Annotated in this window: 10 protein-coding genes; 5 read left to right on the plus strand and 5 right to left on the minus strand. The window is 37.2% G+C overall.

What is annotated here, in order from left to right:
* Positions 1 to 139 precede the first annotated feature (139 nt).
* On the minus strand, positions 140 to 703 hold the full coding sequence (locus QMA00_RS17420; protein WP_008108715.1) for a YSC84-related protein: 564 nt from the start codon (positions 701 to 703) through the stop codon (positions 140 to 142).
* Positions 704 to 843: 140 nt separating this feature from the next.
* Here QMA00_RS17420 and QMA00_RS17425 point away from each other — a divergent pair, with 140 nt between their 5' ends.
* Together QMA00_RS17425 and QMA00_RS17430 are read left to right on the plus strand one after the other, a co-directional pair.
* On the plus strand, positions 844 to 2,055 hold the full coding sequence (locus tag QMA00_RS17425; protein ID WP_076922794.1) for a tyrosine-type recombinase/integrase: 1,212 nt from the start codon (positions 844 to 846) through the stop codon (positions 2,053 to 2,055).
* Positions 2,055 to 3,254 (plus strand): cation:proton antiporter, encoded by a 1,200-nt coding sequence (locus QMA00_RS17430; protein ID WP_036955581.1) that lies wholly within the window; start codon positions 2,055 to 2,057, stop codon positions 3,252 to 3,254. Before QMA00_RS17425 ends, QMA00_RS17430 begins: the two co-directional genes overlap by 1 nt.
* A 76-nt stretch (positions 3,255 to 3,330) precedes the next feature.
* Here the strand turns inward: QMA00_RS17430 and QMA00_RS17435 are convergent, their stop codons facing one another.
* Positions 3,331 to 6,375 carry an FAD-binding and (Fe-S)-binding domain-containing protein gene (locus tag QMA00_RS17435; RefSeq protein ID WP_290158213.1) on the minus strand — a complete coding sequence of 1,015 codons (3,045 nt, stop codon included), beginning with the start codon at positions 6,373 to 6,375 and terminating at the stop codon, positions 3,331 to 3,333.
* A gap of 144 nt (positions 6,376 to 6,519) precedes the next feature.
* On the opposite strand from QMA00_RS17435, the gene QMA00_RS17440 reads away from it, so the two are divergent.
* Entirely contained in the window at positions 6,520 to 6,738 is a 219-nt protein-coding gene (locus tag QMA00_RS17440) for a PGPGW domain-containing protein (RefSeq protein ID WP_138561094.1), read from the plus strand.
* Between the two features lie 46 nt (positions 6,739 to 6,784).
* Here QMA00_RS17440 and ppsA read toward each other — a convergent pair whose 3' ends face one another.
* Positions 6,785 to 9,160, minus strand: a complete 2,376-nt coding sequence (gene ppsA / locus QMA00_RS17445) for a phosphoenolpyruvate synthase (RefSeq protein ID WP_290158216.1) — start codon at positions 9,158 to 9,160, stop codon at positions 6,785 to 6,787.
* Between the two features lie 154 nt (positions 9,161 to 9,314).
* On the opposite strand from ppsA, the gene QMA00_RS17450 reads away from it, so the two are divergent.
* Positions 9,315 to 10,124 carry a pyruvate, water dikinase regulatory protein gene (locus QMA00_RS17450; protein WP_036955577.1) on the plus strand — a complete coding sequence of 270 codons (810 nt, stop codon included), beginning with the start codon at positions 9,315 to 9,317 and terminating at the stop codon, positions 10,122 to 10,124.
* An 88-nt stretch (positions 10,125 to 10,212) separates the two neighbouring features.
* On the opposite strand, the gene QMA00_RS17455 is transcribed toward QMA00_RS17450, so the two are convergent.
* Positions 10,213 to 11,562, minus strand: coding sequence for a class II 3-deoxy-7-phosphoheptulonate synthase (locus QMA00_RS17455; RefSeq protein WP_024602472.1), 1,350 nt, complete (start codon positions 11,560 to 11,562; stop codon positions 10,213 to 10,215).
* A gap of 592 nt (positions 11,563 to 12,154) precedes the next feature.
* Between QMA00_RS17455 and QMA00_RS17460 the strand changes: the two genes are divergently transcribed.
* Positions 12,155 to 13,030, plus strand: a complete 876-nt coding sequence (locus tag QMA00_RS17460) for a DNA replication terminus site-binding protein (protein WP_058156099.1) — start codon at positions 12,155 to 12,157, stop codon at positions 13,028 to 13,030.
* 62 nt (positions 13,031 to 13,092) lie between these two features.
* On the opposite strand, the gene QMA00_RS17465 is transcribed toward QMA00_RS17460, so the two are convergent.
* Complete coding sequence (locus tag QMA00_RS17465) at positions 13,093 to 14,307, minus strand: hypothetical protein (RefSeq protein WP_013463357.1); 1,215 nt, start codon at positions 14,305 to 14,307, stop codon at positions 13,093 to 13,095.
* Positions 14,308 to 14,800: the final 493 nt, after the last annotated feature.

The raw sequence follows: 14,800 nt of genomic DNA on the forward strand, positions 1-14,800 counted from the left end.
ATACAGGGCATCTGGATCTTATACTTATTTATTGTATAGTTATTACAGCCCATAAGTTACGTTATGTTAAATTGAGTGAATTAAATTAAAGTGGGCGTAATCCATAAAACTAGCCCACTTATGATAGGGTTTTGATAGCTTAGTTTAGCTCAGAATCTACCCAAAATTTAGTGCCTTTTAAAACAGCTTGCAGTGCAAGGCCACTTTCGGTTAAAGAGTAAACAGTAACTTGGTCAGCAATAGCTTCGGCAACTAAAGCGCCACCTTTATCTTGGTATTTTGCAGCAGCATCGGCATTACCACCGAACGCCCAACCATGTTTAATAAATCTATTTAACGCTGCTTGATCGTGAAAAACCATCACAATATTGAAATCTTTAACACCTAAACCTAAGCCTAAACCAGCTTCGCCCATATTCATATAGGTAGATTTTCCGGTTAGGTTATTTTTTACTACACCGTACCCACCACCAAAACTGGCTAAAATAACGTTTACGTTGGCATTATCAAATACAGCATAACCGGCAGAGTTTGCAATTTGAGTTTTAACATCTGGTTTTTTTTCGTATAGAGCAGTTAATGTATTCGATTTCATACTTTGTACTAAAGCACGTTTTTCTCCAGGAGAAGCACTGCCTGTAGTAGCGCAACCTGTTAATAAAACGCTAATAACTAACATGCTCAACAGAAGTAATTTTTTCATGATTTTTCCTTTAATAAGGTATATGGTTAATAAATCTGCATTTAGCATAAATATCAAAATTTCGTTATGTCCAATACTAGACAGTATCGGACTTTAAGGTTAATCTATAAGTCTATTATTTTCTTATATATTTTACTATTATGCTTGTTGCTCTGGTCGATACATTAAAACAATTACGTTATCAAATAGCTCACCTTGAAGATAATACACTCCAATCAGAATATCCAGAACTAGCCTCTTTTATACAGCAAGTCAGCTTGACTGTAACTGAATCAAAGGCTGATCTTAACTTTTTATACCAGTTTTTATATGTTTATGGCCGAAAATCAGAAGCAACTTATAGTCGTTTTCGCAATGAATTAGAACGATTTTATTTGTGGTCATGGCTTATAGCTGAAAAATCAGTATTCGATTTAAAGCGTGAAGATATTGAAGCCTATGTTGATTTTATAGTTGAACCGGATAAAAAGTGGGCATCAACTTCGGTACAGTGGCGCTATAAAGATGAGCAAGGAGTACGTAGGTTAAACCAAAATTGGCGCCCTTTCATGCAAAAAGAATCTATTGCGAGTCAGCAAACATTATCCGCAATGTTTACTGCACTTAATGTATTTTACAAGTTCGCTATTTTAGAAGAAAAAACTTTCGCTAACTTTGTACCTGTGGTTAAGAAAAATAGCCCCTACTTGGTTGTACAATCACAAATACAAATTCCCGATACATTAAGCGATATTCAATGGGAATACGTATTTGGTGTAACGCGTGATCTGTGCGAACAAAAACCAGAGTATGAAAGAAACCTTTTTACCCTCGCCTGTTTAAAAGGATTATATTTACGTATATCAGAATTATCAGAGCGTCCACAATGGTCACCTGTTATGTCTCATTTTTGGCAAGATAACGATGGCTTTTGGTTTTTACGTATAATGGGTAAGGGTAATAAATTACGAGATGTAACTTTAAGTGATGATTTTCTAGAGTATTTAAAACGTTATCGGTTATACCGTGGTTTACCTGCCCTGCCCCGTGTTGACGAATCCGACCCGTTAGTGCATAAAATTCGTGGCCAAGGTGGTATGACAGTAAGACAAATTCGTCGTTTAGTACAACAAAGTTTTGATATTGCTCAGCAGTCATTACTTGATGATGGCTTTAAAGATGACGCGGAACAATTAGAGGCGGCAACTGCACATTGGCTTCGACATACCGGTGCAACACATGATGCACAAACTCGACCTTTAAAGCATTTATCTGAAGATTTAGGTCACGCAAAAATAGCCACAACCGATCAAATATATATTCAAACAAATATTAAAGAACGGGCAAAATCTGGAATAAAAAGGAAGATTTAATGGAATACTTAATTATTGCTTTTATTGGTGCATTATTTTTAATTTATTCTATAACACTACGCCAATTAGAAAAAACAGAAATTACCGGGCCGATGTTTTTTGTTATAGGGGGGATGCTGCTAGCATTGATAGCTCCAAACGAAAGTGAAAATTTTAAAAATGGCTTACGGTTTTTACTACCCTTTATAGAATTAACGCTCAGTATCTTTTTATTTACCGATGCAGCAAAGTCAAAATTAGGAGTATTAAGGCATAGTTTTCAATATCCAAGTTTACTTTTATTTGTTGCCTTACCTTTAACGCTATTACTCGGGATTGCTACTGCGTTATTTTTATTTGCTGAGCTTTCATTAATTCAAGCAGCACTTATCGCAATTATATTAACCCCAACCGATGCGGCGTTAAGTAAGGGATTATTAAGCAATACAAAAGTGCCTGAAAAAATACGCGAAGGTATTAATACAGAAAGCGGTTTAAACGATGGCTTATGTGTGCCTATATTTTTAATATTTATTCTGCTCGCAAAAAATCCTGAATCTGCAATTACTGCAACACAAACGTTAAGTGTATTTGCTAGAGAGTTGGGAGTTGCATTATTAATTGCATTTGCAAGTATTGCTGTTTTTATTCCGTGTTTAAACTTTGCAATGAAGCGACATTACTTTGCCCAAAACACTAGCCCGTTTTTACTATTGGGTTTTGCTATGGCTGTATTTTCACTTACGCAATATTTTCATGGCAGTGGATTTATTGCCGTATTTGTAGCGGGGCTTTTATTTGATAAATACGCGAGCACCAAAATAAACAAAGAGCTGATTGAAGACTCCGAGCATATAGCTGACTTTTCCTCTTTAATGATTTGGTGTTTATTCGGTTTTGTTTGTGCTTATTTAGTGATCCCGAAATTAAATACTGAAATAATAATTTATGCGCTACTTAGTACAACACTGATCAGAATAATTCCTGTTATGTTGTCATTGCAATTTACGTCATTAAAAATAAAAGAGCGTTTAACGTTTGCTTGGTTTGGGCCACGAGGATTGGCTTCGATTGTTTTTACTTTAATGGTTATTGATACACAAATAGAAAATAAATTTCAAATTGCGACCATTGCTATGACCACAATTTTATTCAGTGTTTTTATTCATGGTATTAGTACAAAACCCATTGCAGACAGTTTTTCTAAAAAAACTAAATAAATATAAACAAAAACAAAAAGGCGTAACTTAATAATAAGTTGCGCCTTTTGATTTTACAGCTTACTTAGTTAAATTATTAACTAAGTACTTTTGCCAGTAACTCTATTGGATGCTTAGGCTTAAATTTTTCATAACGTTTTACTTGGCTACGACATGAAAAGCCAGTTGATAAAAGTTGCTCAGGTTTATTTTTATCAACGATAGGTTTCCAACTCATTTCATAAAGTGCTTTGGAGTTTGCTTGGTTTTGTGCTTCATGACCATAAGTGCCGGCCATACCACAACACCCAGTATTTGCGGTGTTTAATGTTAAACCAAGCTGATCAAAAATATTTTTCCACACACTTGCTGCTTTTGGTAATGCAGTCGTTTCGGTACAGTGACTTAATAAGGTAAATTCAGTATTTATTTGTTTAGCTTTTAAAGCACTGAACGATTGTGTTTCTAACCATTCATGCGCAAGTTGCACATTAAAATCGCCACGGTTACTTTCTAAAATTGTATTATACTCATCGCGATAACACATCACTAACGACGCATCTAAACCAACTAACGGCGCATTAATATCATTAAGCTGATTTAAAAACTCTGCAGCATTTTTTGCCGTTAGCTTAAATTCATGCAAAAAACCTTTCACGTGCTGAGGTTTGCCATTGGGTTTAAAGGGTAACAGCATTGGTTTTTTTCCAAGCTGAGTAATTAGTGTAATAAAACTCTCAACCAATTCTGCTTCGTAAAAGCTGGTGAATGGGTCTTGAACAATGAGTACATAATCATTTTGCTCATCGGTACTTAGTTTTTTAAGTAATTCTAAATTAAATTTTTGCGCTTTGTTTACACGTTTGTTGAGTGCAGGAATACTTAGCTGAGGGGTATCAACATAGCCTACCGTTTTTTTAATGAGGCCACTAACTAATGATGTTTTTACAATTGGATTAATAACCCTAGCAAATTTTGCCATTAACGGTGCACTGTTTTCTATATTACCCACTAAGTAATCTTTGAGTGGGCGGGCATAATAACTGTGATAATAATTTAAAAAACGGGCACGGAAAGTTGGCACATCTACTTTTATTGGGCAAGCCGTAGTACACGCTTTACACGCTAAACATTCATCCATTGAGGCTTTTACTTCATGTGAAAAATCGTAAACGCCTTGTTTTTTCTCTCTGCTATGAACAAAGCGCTCCCACCAAGTAATTACTTCACCTTTGTTAAGTTCTTTTTCTACCTCAAGTAAATTAACATCTTTTGACTCTTGAAGACGTAACCATTCACGCATTAGCCCTGCTCGACCTTTTGGCGAATTACGGCGATCGCCAGTTACTTTATACGACGGGCACATTGGAGAGTTTTCATCATAATTAAAACATAAGCCGTTACCATTACAGGTCATTGCATTGTTGAAACTGGTCTTAACATCAATTGAAATTTGCTTGTCGAAGTAAGAACGCTTTTGCCCATCAACGCTAACTAGTAAGTCTTCACTTTCAAGCGGGGTACATATTTTTCCGGGGTTGATTTTATTATTTGGATCAAACGCCGATTTTATTTTTCGTAATTGCGTAAATAAATGCTCACCAAAAAATTCAGGACCGTATTCACTTCTATAGCCTTTACCATGCTCGCCCCACATTAATCCACCGTATTTTGCGGTGAGTTTTACTACTTCGTCTGAAATAGTACGCAGTAATTTTTCTTGTTCTGGATCGCACATATCAAGCGCGGGTCTAACATGTAATACACCGGCATCTACATGGCCAAACATACCATATTGTAAATTATGGCTATCGAGTAGCGCTCTAAATTCAACAATGTAATCGGCTAAATTTTCAGGCGGTACGGCGGTATCTTCGGCAAACGCGAGAGGTTTTTGGCTGCCTTTTACATTACCGAGTAAACCCACAGATTTTTTACGCATTGCATAAATTTTCAGTATATCGCTTTTATCACTGGTTAACTGATAGCCAATAACGCCATTAGTTTGGTTAGCTACACACTCATCTAATAATTTACATAATGTGTCTACTTTGTCTTTTATGTCTTGTGGTGATACGGCATTAAACTCAACCATGTTGAGTCCTTGCATATTTTTATTTGGTACATCGGTTATTAAGTCCGATACTGAATGCCAAATAATATCTTCGCGGGCAAGATTTAATACTTTGCTGTCAACGGTTTCAACCGAGGTCGCACGGGCATCAACCAAAAATGGTGAATGGCGAAGTGCAGAATCAAAACTGTCATATTTTATATTGATGAGTGTTTTAAACTCAGCAATGGGTGTTAGGTTTAATTTCGCCTCAGTAACTATACCTAATGAGCCTTCAGAACCTGTAATTAGTCGACTCATATCAAAAGTTTGTAAGTCTTCACTTAGTACATGCTCTAGGTCATACCCAGTTAAGAAGCGATTTAATCGTGGGAATTTGGCTAATATAGCGTCGCGTTCATTAATTGAAATATCTAAAACTGTTTTGTATATTTGACCAATTAATGTGTCCTGATCGGCAATTATTTTTGCTTTTTCAATGTCTATTGGACTGGTAGACATTGCAGTGCCATCAACTAAATAGGTGGTTAGCCCTAAAACATGGTCGCTGGTTTTGCCATAAACTAAGGAGCCTTGCCCCGATGCATCTGTACTGATCATGCCGCCAATAGTGGCGCGGTTACTAGTAGATAAATCGGGTGAAAAGAAAAATCCATACGGTTTTAAAAAGTCGTTAAGTTGATCTTTTATCACGCCCGTTTGAACTCGTACCCAACCTTCTTCTACATTTATTTCGAGGATTTCACGCATGTAACGTGATAAATCAACCACAATACCTGGGGTTAAAGATTGTCCGTTAGTGCCTGTGCCGCCACCGCGAGGACCAAAAGTTAACGACAAAAACGGGTCATGAGATGCAGTTTGTAAGGCAATTTGAATGTCTTTTTCGTTTTTTGGAAAAATAACACCTTGTGGAAGCTGCTGGTAAATACTGTTATCGGTTGATGCAGTCAGCCTCGTTGCATAACTGGCGTCTGTATCTCCAGTAAACCCTTGATTTTTTATAGTATTTAAGTAATTTGCAACCAATTCGGTCGCGGCATCTTGTTGTGTAATCGTTGCTATCATGGCGGCGCTTTTTAATGCATTTGTGTAATTATATCATGGTGATGGCTAATAGAAATTGAAGATTTTACAGTTTGTAACACTCATTTAATCGTAATATGAGCAGCTGCAATTATAATCAAATTAAACGCCTACTATGAGGTTTATATGAAAAAACTACTAATGCAGATCAGCGGAACAGTGTTTATTTTACTCGGATTATTGTTTGCTGTAGTACCAGGGCCTTCGTTAATATTTTTTATTGTAGGTTTACTGTGCTTTTCTATGTATTACCCAAAAGCGAGAGGTTATTTAGCTTGGTGTCAAAAAGCGCTTACTCGTTCATGTGCCTATTTAGATAAAAAATTAGTAAAACACAAATTTTAAGCCATAAAAAATGCCAGCAAATGCTGGCACTTTTTTACAAGGTAATTTATTTAGCGAGTTTATCAGCTAAATATAACCATGTTTCTAGTACTGTATCTGGGTTTAGCGAAACAGAGTCAATACCCTGCTCTACTAACCATGCTGCAAAGTCTTCATGATCTGAAGGACCTTGGCCACAAATACCTACATACTTACCTTTTTCTTTTGCTGTTTTAATAGCCATCGAAAGAAGCTTTTTGATTGCAGGGTCACGCTCATCAAATAGGTGCGCAATTAAACCTGAATCACGGTCAAGACCAAGCGTTAACTGCGTTAAATCATTAGAGCCGATAGAGAAACCATCGAAGTATTCTAAAAATTCTTCAGCCATTAATGCATTTGACGGAAGTTCACACATCATAATTACTTTAAGACCATTTTCGCCACGTTTAAGGCCATGTTCTTCAAGTAATTCTATAACGCGTTTACCTTCTTCAAGGGTACGTACGAATGGGATCATGATTTCGATGTTAGTCATATCCATGGTATTTCTAACACGTTTTATTGCTTCACACTCAAGGGCAAAACAATCACGGAAATCTTCAGAAATATAACGCGCAGCACCACGGAAACCAATCATTGGGTTTTCTTCTTCTGGCTCGTATTGCTGGCCGCCCACTAAGTTTGCGTATTCGTTTGATTTAAAATCAGACATACGCACAATTACACGCTCTGGAGCAAACGCACAACCTAGGGTAGAAATACCTTCAACTAGTTTACCAATATAGAATTCAACAGGTGATTCGTAACCGGCAATCATGTCTGTGATTTCTGCTTTTAATGCATCAGTTTGTGCATCAAAATTTAATAACGCTTTAGGGTGAACACCAATCATACGGTTGATGATAAACTCAACGCGCGCAAGGCCAACACCTGAATGTGGTAAACGAGCAAAATCGAATGCGCGATCTGGGTTACCTACGTTCATCATTACTTTCATTGGCAGTTCAGGCATTTCGTCAACACGTGAAGTAAGTACTTCAAAGTCTAAAATACCTTCATAGATGAAACCTGTATCGCCTTCGGCACATGATACGGTAACTTCTTGACCAGCTTTAATTAAATCTGTTGCATTACCACAACCAACAACGGCTGGAATACCTAACTCACGTGCAATAATTGCTGCATGACATGTACGACCACCACGATTTGTAACAATCGCAGCCGCGCGCTTCATGATAGGTTCCCAATCTGGGTCGGTCATGTCGGTAACTAAAATATCACCTACTTGTACTTGGTCCATCTCTTTGATTGAATCAAGTACACGCACAACACCACTACCAATTTTATGACCAATTGCACGGCCTTCAACAACAACATTGCTGCTGCCATTCAGTTGGAAGCGTTCCATTACGTTAGTGTCTTCGTTTGAACGAACTGTTTCTGGACGCGCTTGAACTATATATAGTTTGCCATCGTTACCATCTTTTGCCCATTCGATGTCCATTGGACGACCGTAATGTTTTTCAATGATTACAGCTTGTTTGGCAAGATCTTGCACTTCTTCATCTGTAATCGAGAATTTGTTTGAAAGCGCTGGATCTACGTCAACAATTTCTACTTGTTTGCCGTGAGCTTTGTCTTGTGAGTAAATCATTTGAATGGCTTTAGAGCCAATATTACGACGAACTACAGCTGGCTTGTTTTTAAGTAGCGTTGGTTTATGAACATAAAATTCATCTGGGTTAACCGCACCCTGTACAACCATTTCACCCAAACCATAACTTGATGTGATAAATACAACATCTTCAAAGCCCGATTCAGTATCAATACTGAACATAACACCTGATGCTGATTTATCAGAGCGTACCATGCGTTGAATACCCGCTGATAACGCTACACCACGGTGATCGTAGCCTTGGTGAACACGATAAGAAATAGCGCGGTCGTTAAATAACGAAGCGAATACGTGTTTAATAGCAGTCATTACAGAATCAATACCAACAACGTTTAAGAACGTTTCTTGTTGGCCTGCAAAAGAGGCATCTGGCATATCTTCAGCGGTTGCTGATGAACGAACAGCGAATGAAACATCTGCAGTTGTGTCGCCATGTAGCTGGCTGTATGCGTCGCGGATTGCTTTGTCTAGACTAGGTTGGAATGGGGTATCGATAATCCACTGGCGGATATCGGCGCCGACTTTGGCGAGTGTGTTTACATCATCAACATCGAGTGTATCTAAAATGTCATGAATTTTTGCGTTGAGTCCTGATTGTTCTAAAAACTCGTTAAAAGCGTCTGAGGTAGTAGCAAAACCACCTGGGACTTGCACACCTGCGTTAGCTAAGTTTGAAATCATTTCACCAAGTGAGGCATTTTTACCGCCAACTCGAGGAACATCTTGCATACCAAGCTCTTGATACCAGAGAACGTATTCTTGCACGGATCTTTCTCCAAAAAACAAATTGTAGTAGTAACTGTGAGAGTTAAGAAAGAAAACCTTTTATAAAGGTCGCCACCATTCTACACTGGCAAACGTCCCCACGTAAACCGTGATACACTGATTTTAAAATTAAATGTAATAAAAAAGAGGCTTTATGAGAACTGCGTTTTATATTTCAGATGGCACAGCAATCACATCTGAAGTGTTTGGTCATGCGACTTTATCTTTATTCCCTGTCGAATTTAATCATAAAACAATCCCTTTTGTAGAAACTGAAGAAAAAGCGCATGAAATAAAAGCGCTTATTAACGCTACGTCATCTAAGCAAGGTGAAAAGCCTTTGGTGTTTTTTACTTTTGTGAATCATAAATTGTCTGAGATTATTCGCTCAGCGGATGCAGTTTCATACGATTTTTTAAGTACCTATAGCGAAAAAATTGAAAAAGAATTAAATGTGGCGCCAGTACCAAAAGTACACAGAACACACTCTATTCATGAAAAAAGTTATGATTTTAGAATTGATGCCGTTAATTACGCGTTGATGAATGATGATGGTGGCAACATTAAAAACTTTGCGGAGGCTGATATTATTTTAGTTGGCGTTAGTCGAAGTGGTAAAACACCCACCAGTCTTTATTTAGCGTTGCAGTATGGCATTAAAGCAGCCAATTACCCGATCACTGAAGACGACTTAGAAAGCGAAGGTTTACCAAAATGCTTAGTGCCTTATAAGCACAAACTGTTTGGCTTAACCATTGATCCAGAGCGATTGGCTGCAATAAGGGACAGACGCATGGCAAATTCAAAATACGCATCAATCAGGCAGTGTCGTATTGAAGTGCGCGAAGTTGAAATGCTGTATAAAAAAAATAAAATTGCACATTTAAATTCTACTCATCATTCTGTTGAAGAAATTTCAGCAAAAATCATTTCTGATACAGGCCTTGAGCGTCGTAAGTACTAACAAACTAATGTGTGATTTAAGCGCGTAATCACAGTTAAACACAAAAAAGCCGCTAAATAAAAGCGGCTTTGGTATTTATGAACGGGTATTATTTACGCGCATCTTTTAGTAAATCAGCTACTAAAAATCCAAGCTCTAATACTTGATCAGCATTTAAGCGTGGGTCACATTGTGTTTTGTAGCGCTGAGCAAGGTCATCGTCAGATAAACCGTATGCACCGCCGGTACACTCTGTTACATGTTGGCCGGTCATTTCTAAATGAACACCGCCTGCGTAAGAACCCTCTGCTTTATGAACAGCAAAGAATTGGCTAATTTCGCGCATGATATTATCAAAGCTACGCGTTTTGTAACCTGAGCTGGCTTTTTCAGTATTGCCATGCATTGGATCTGAGCTCCAAATTACTTTGCGACCTTCTTGCTGTACCTTACGCACCAGCGCAGGTAACTTCTCTGGTAATACATCCGCACCCATTCGCGTGATAAGTGTTAATCGGCCTGGGATATTATCCGGGTTAAGCGCATCGATTAAACGGATAAGCTCGTCTGGATCCATACCTGGTCCAACTTTAACGCCAATTGGGTTTTTAATACCTTTAAAAAATTCAATATGGGCATGGTCTAGCTGGCGAGTACGTTCACCAATCCAAACAAAGTGTGCTGAACAATCGTACCAGTCACCTGATAAATGGTCTCTACGTGTTAATGCTTCTTCGTAGCCTAGTAATAACGCTTCGTGTGACGTGTATAAATCAGTTTCTTTTAAGCTTGGCGCTATAGTTGAATTAATACCACACACTTCCATAAATTCTAACGCGTCTTGAATTTTGTCTGCAAGTTGTTGGTATTTTGCTTTTTGTGGATTAGCAGCAACAAAGCCCATGTTCCAACGGTTAACTTGATGTAAGTCGGCAAGTCCACCTTGTGCAAAAGCGCGTAGCAAATTTAGCGTTGCCGCACTGTGATGATATGCAGTCATTAAACGTTGAGGGTCTGGAATACGTGCTTCTTCAGTAAACTCAAAGTTATTTACTATATCACCACGGTAAGATGGCAACGAAACGCCGTCTATTGTTTCTAAGTCGGCTGAACGTGGCTTAGCGTATTGACCTGCCATACGTGCAATTTTAACAACCGGGCACTTTCCACCATAGGTTAATACTACAGCCATTTGTAAGATGGTTTTAAATGTATCGCGAATATTAGCGGCATTAAAGTCGCTAAATGATTCTGCACAATCTCCACCTTGAAGTAAAAAGGCACGGCCTTCGCATACGTCTTCAAGTTGTTTAAATAAACTTCTTGTTTCTTCGGCAAATACTAAAGGCGGTGCACTTTTCAACTGGCTTTCTACCGACTTTAATACGTCTTGATCTGGGTACTGTGGTTGCTGCAGTATTGGCAGTTCTCTCCAGCTATTTGGGTTCCACGATTGCATGTTCATTCCTCATTCCTATTACCTGATGTAATGAAATTAACGTATGCAGTGTGCTTTGTTCAAGGACTAAATACACTATTTACCAATTATTTAGTTATTAGGTAAATTTTAATAAGATTTAAGAGCCTATTTTGAGTTACTTTTGATGAGCAAGTTTATAAAGCAAAAATAAATAAACATTTAAAAACAATAATCTAAGTAGGTAGAGTGTGCATTATAATGGCTTGAGTAGAAGCTTAACAGCTAAGCGATGGTGATACAGATAGCAACAGGAACACATCATACCTAATTTGCACTTATGTAATCTTAACTTTACAGGTGGTTTTAAAAAAGAATGCCACTCAATTATGCGCTTTTAAATATTTATGCTAGCGCTTCCTACAAAGCTCAGTGCCTTAACTCAGCCCTTCTATTATTTCCTTTAAAATATGTGAAGCAAAAGTACTTTAAGAACTAATTAAGAACACATCATACTTAATTTAAATTATTTTAAAACTTAGCATTAGAATCTTATTTAAAAAAATAACTATCAAAAGAGAAGGTTGTTTGCCAAAATAGTGACTCAGTAAGATGTGTTCTAGGTAGGTAGCTAATGGTTACAAAGGTACAAATAAGAAGTCAGTTTGATTTACTCAATGAATTAACACTTAGCTTAATTGATGAGCTTAAAGAGGTTGGCTTTGCTAAAGCAGAGTATTTTCAATTACCTGAGATTAGTAGTACTGAAGAAAATATAATCCCTGAGTCTATAAGCGTTTCAAAAATAACAGGGGAATTGGCACATAAGGCAATTTTAAATGCTTTCTCAGATATGTATAAAAAGCCAGGGCTAAGCAGCCGAGTATTAAAGCGACATCCTGGTTTGCTAGTAATAAAAGAGGCGAATAAACAAGCCATTATTGATCGCATAGCACAGGTAAATAGTGCAAAAGCAGCTTTTAAAAATTGTATTTTAGCAATAGATAATAACGACGCGCGATTTGAAGCGGTGCATAATGCAATGCCAAATTTAATAACGCTTGCGGCGTATCGTAAAATTCATAGTGAAATTGAATCCCCTTTTTCTGTTCGCTTTACTTGGATGCATAAACACGCAACCAAAACACTTACAAAAAAAATGGCGCTTGAAATGTTAGAAAAATCGGCAGGCTATAAAAACCCGCGAATGATTGATCAGCAAAAATGGCAGTCACTGGTTGCACAAGAACAGGTTCGAGTAGCCAGTTTGGGTGAAAAAGAAAAATTGCGAATTAGGCGCCCTACTCGAGTTAGTCCTCAAGTTAATGTGAGGTACACTGCACAAAATCGCTATCATGTTAGTGCTGCTTTACCTTTTATACTAATTAACCCACAGCCCGACGTAAAATTTGGCGAACTACCGAATTACGAAAAACCCTTATCGCATCCCCGAAAACGCGAATATGATTTTCTAGTGGACCGATTATATTTAGAACAAGTAACTAAATAAATTATGTTAAAAAGGCCACATTAAGTGGCCTTTAATATATTTGTTGGTAAAAATAAATAGAATTACTTTTCTACAATTTCTTCCAGCTTATCTTCATCAATCAATACCGCATTTTCAACAATGCGTTTGCCGCCTTGTATTTCAATACGCTTATTGTGTTTATTTAATGCCAATATCTCATCACAAAATTGATCAGACGGGTGCATTTCATAAGTGTAATCGACTATGTTGCCGGTTTTATCATCTTTAACATTGGTAATGCTGTATTCAGATATTGCTCCTTTTTCAATTAAATCTTTCATCGTGGTTGTCATATCACGACGCAGTGCTTTTAATTTATTTTCGGTAATATCATCCGTTGAGTAAATAGAGCCATATTTTTCCATAATAGAAAGTAATCTAAAATGGTAGGTTTTTCCTGGTGCTGCATAACGCCATAAATGATATAAACGCAGCATCATCCAACGCGATAATCCGCGTTTTAATTCTTGTGCACTGTTAAAGTAATAACCTTTGTATTCAAGGTTATCAATCATGTTGTGTACAAATGCATTTAAACACGCAACACATTTTACGTTTCCGCCTTGGCCTTTCTTACCACTAAAGTGCAAAGACGATAAAAAGTTCATATTCGACTCGTAAAACGAATCATCAATATCAGAATTTTTAGTATCCGTTGCAGAATATTTAAAAGAAAGTTTAGAACCTTGCAATGCTTCAAGCGACTCTTTAATTTGTGGATATGGCATAGATTGGCCAACCGCTTTAAGCTCTTGTGCTAATTCGTTCATAGAAAACACAACGGCATATTGAATACCGGACTTAAAATTAATTTTTACAATTTTACCTTTTGAAGCTAGGCGAATTAATGCGCGCTCTACTTTTTCTTCTCTATCTGATGGCCACACTAAATATTCTACATCTTCGCCATCTTTACGAGTACTGACCACAGCCGGTGTTATTTTTATTTCGCCATCATATAAAATACCATCTACTTTTTCAGATATCTTACGCGTAATGATGGTTTTTTTAGGGGCTTCTTCAAGTGGCAGTTTTTTGTGGCCTGAGCGAACAAAACGTCCCCACAGATCATAATGGTTAAATGTGTTAGAGTAAGCGCGTAACCCATGGGCTGCATTTTCTATCGAAATTCGCACATCTTTATTATCTGTAAATAGTGCTAGGCTTTCGTTATCGATCGCACTTTCCACCCCGTGAATTTGGCCCCTAAGTGTATCGGGCAAGTTATCTACCGAGATGTTGACCTTTCGGCTCATGGTTTTTATTTCCGTTTTTATTGTGACAGCTAATAACAACACATAAAGCCACAAAAGTTAAATGTTTAAGTTAGTATAAAAGTGATCTGACTTCAAATAAAATGCTCGGATCAGTATTTTACTAAGGAAAACTTAAGACAAGCGTTTTTAGATCACATTTTTACTAACTGAGTGTTGATAAGCCAAATTTTTACTAACTAAATAATAATTTTGTCCATTACAAAGTGTTTTTTTTTATATTTTACACGACAAATTATATAAAAAATCTTAACCCCCTGTGGATAAGCTTAGTTCGAGTTAGCATAGATCTGATCTGTACTTACTACAGATCAGATCTATACTAATTAAACCATGCATTATCACTATTGCTTAGTGCATAACTTTATAATTTACTTAGTAAAAATATGATCTACAGGTAGATATTTGTGAGTAACTCAGTGCTTAACCTGTGCGTAACTTAGATTGTAAATATTCGCTTAGTAAAATGCTGATC

Origin of the sequence: Pseudoalteromonas sp. APC 3694 (assembly GCF_030407565.1) — a bacterium.
In the GTDB taxonomy this organism is placed as follows: Bacteria; Pseudomonadota; Gammaproteobacteria; order Enterobacterales; family Alteromonadaceae; genus Pseudoalteromonas; species Pseudoalteromonas tetraodonis.

Bases quoted from the DNA above. Each gene is read 5' to 3' on its own strand.
- QMA00_RS17460 (WP_058156099.1), top strand. From the start codon at position 12,155: ATGGTTACAAAGGTACAAATAAGAAGTCAGTTTGATTTACTCAATGAA.
- QMA00_RS17425 (WP_076922794.1), top strand. From the start codon at position 844: ATGCTTGTTGCTCTGGTCGATACATTAAAACAATTACGTTATCAAATA.
- QMA00_RS17435 (WP_290158213.1), bottom strand. From the start codon at position 6,375: ATGATAGCAACGATTACACAACAAGATGCCGCGACCGAATTGGTTGCA.
- QMA00_RS17465 (WP_013463357.1), bottom strand. From the start codon at position 14,307: ATGAGCCGAAAGGTCAACATCTCGGTAGATAACTTGCCCGATACACTT.
- QMA00_RS17450 (WP_036955577.1), top strand. From the start codon at position 9,315: ATGAGAACTGCGTTTTATATTTCAGATGGCACAGCAATCACATCTGAA.
- QMA00_RS17420 (WP_008108715.1), bottom strand. From the start codon at position 703: ATGAAAAAATTACTTCTGTTGAGCATGTTAGTTATTAGCGTTTTATTA.
- QMA00_RS17440 (WP_138561094.1), top strand. From the start codon at position 6,520: ATGAAAAAACTACTAATGCAGATCAGCGGAACAGTGTTTATTTTACTC.
- QMA00_RS17430 (WP_036955581.1), top strand. From the start codon at position 2,055: ATGGAATACTTAATTATTGCTTTTATTGGTGCATTATTTTTAATTTAT.
- QMA00_RS17455 (WP_024602472.1), bottom strand. From the start codon at position 11,562: ATGCAATCGTGGAACCCAAATAGCTGGAGAGAACTGCCAATACTGCAG.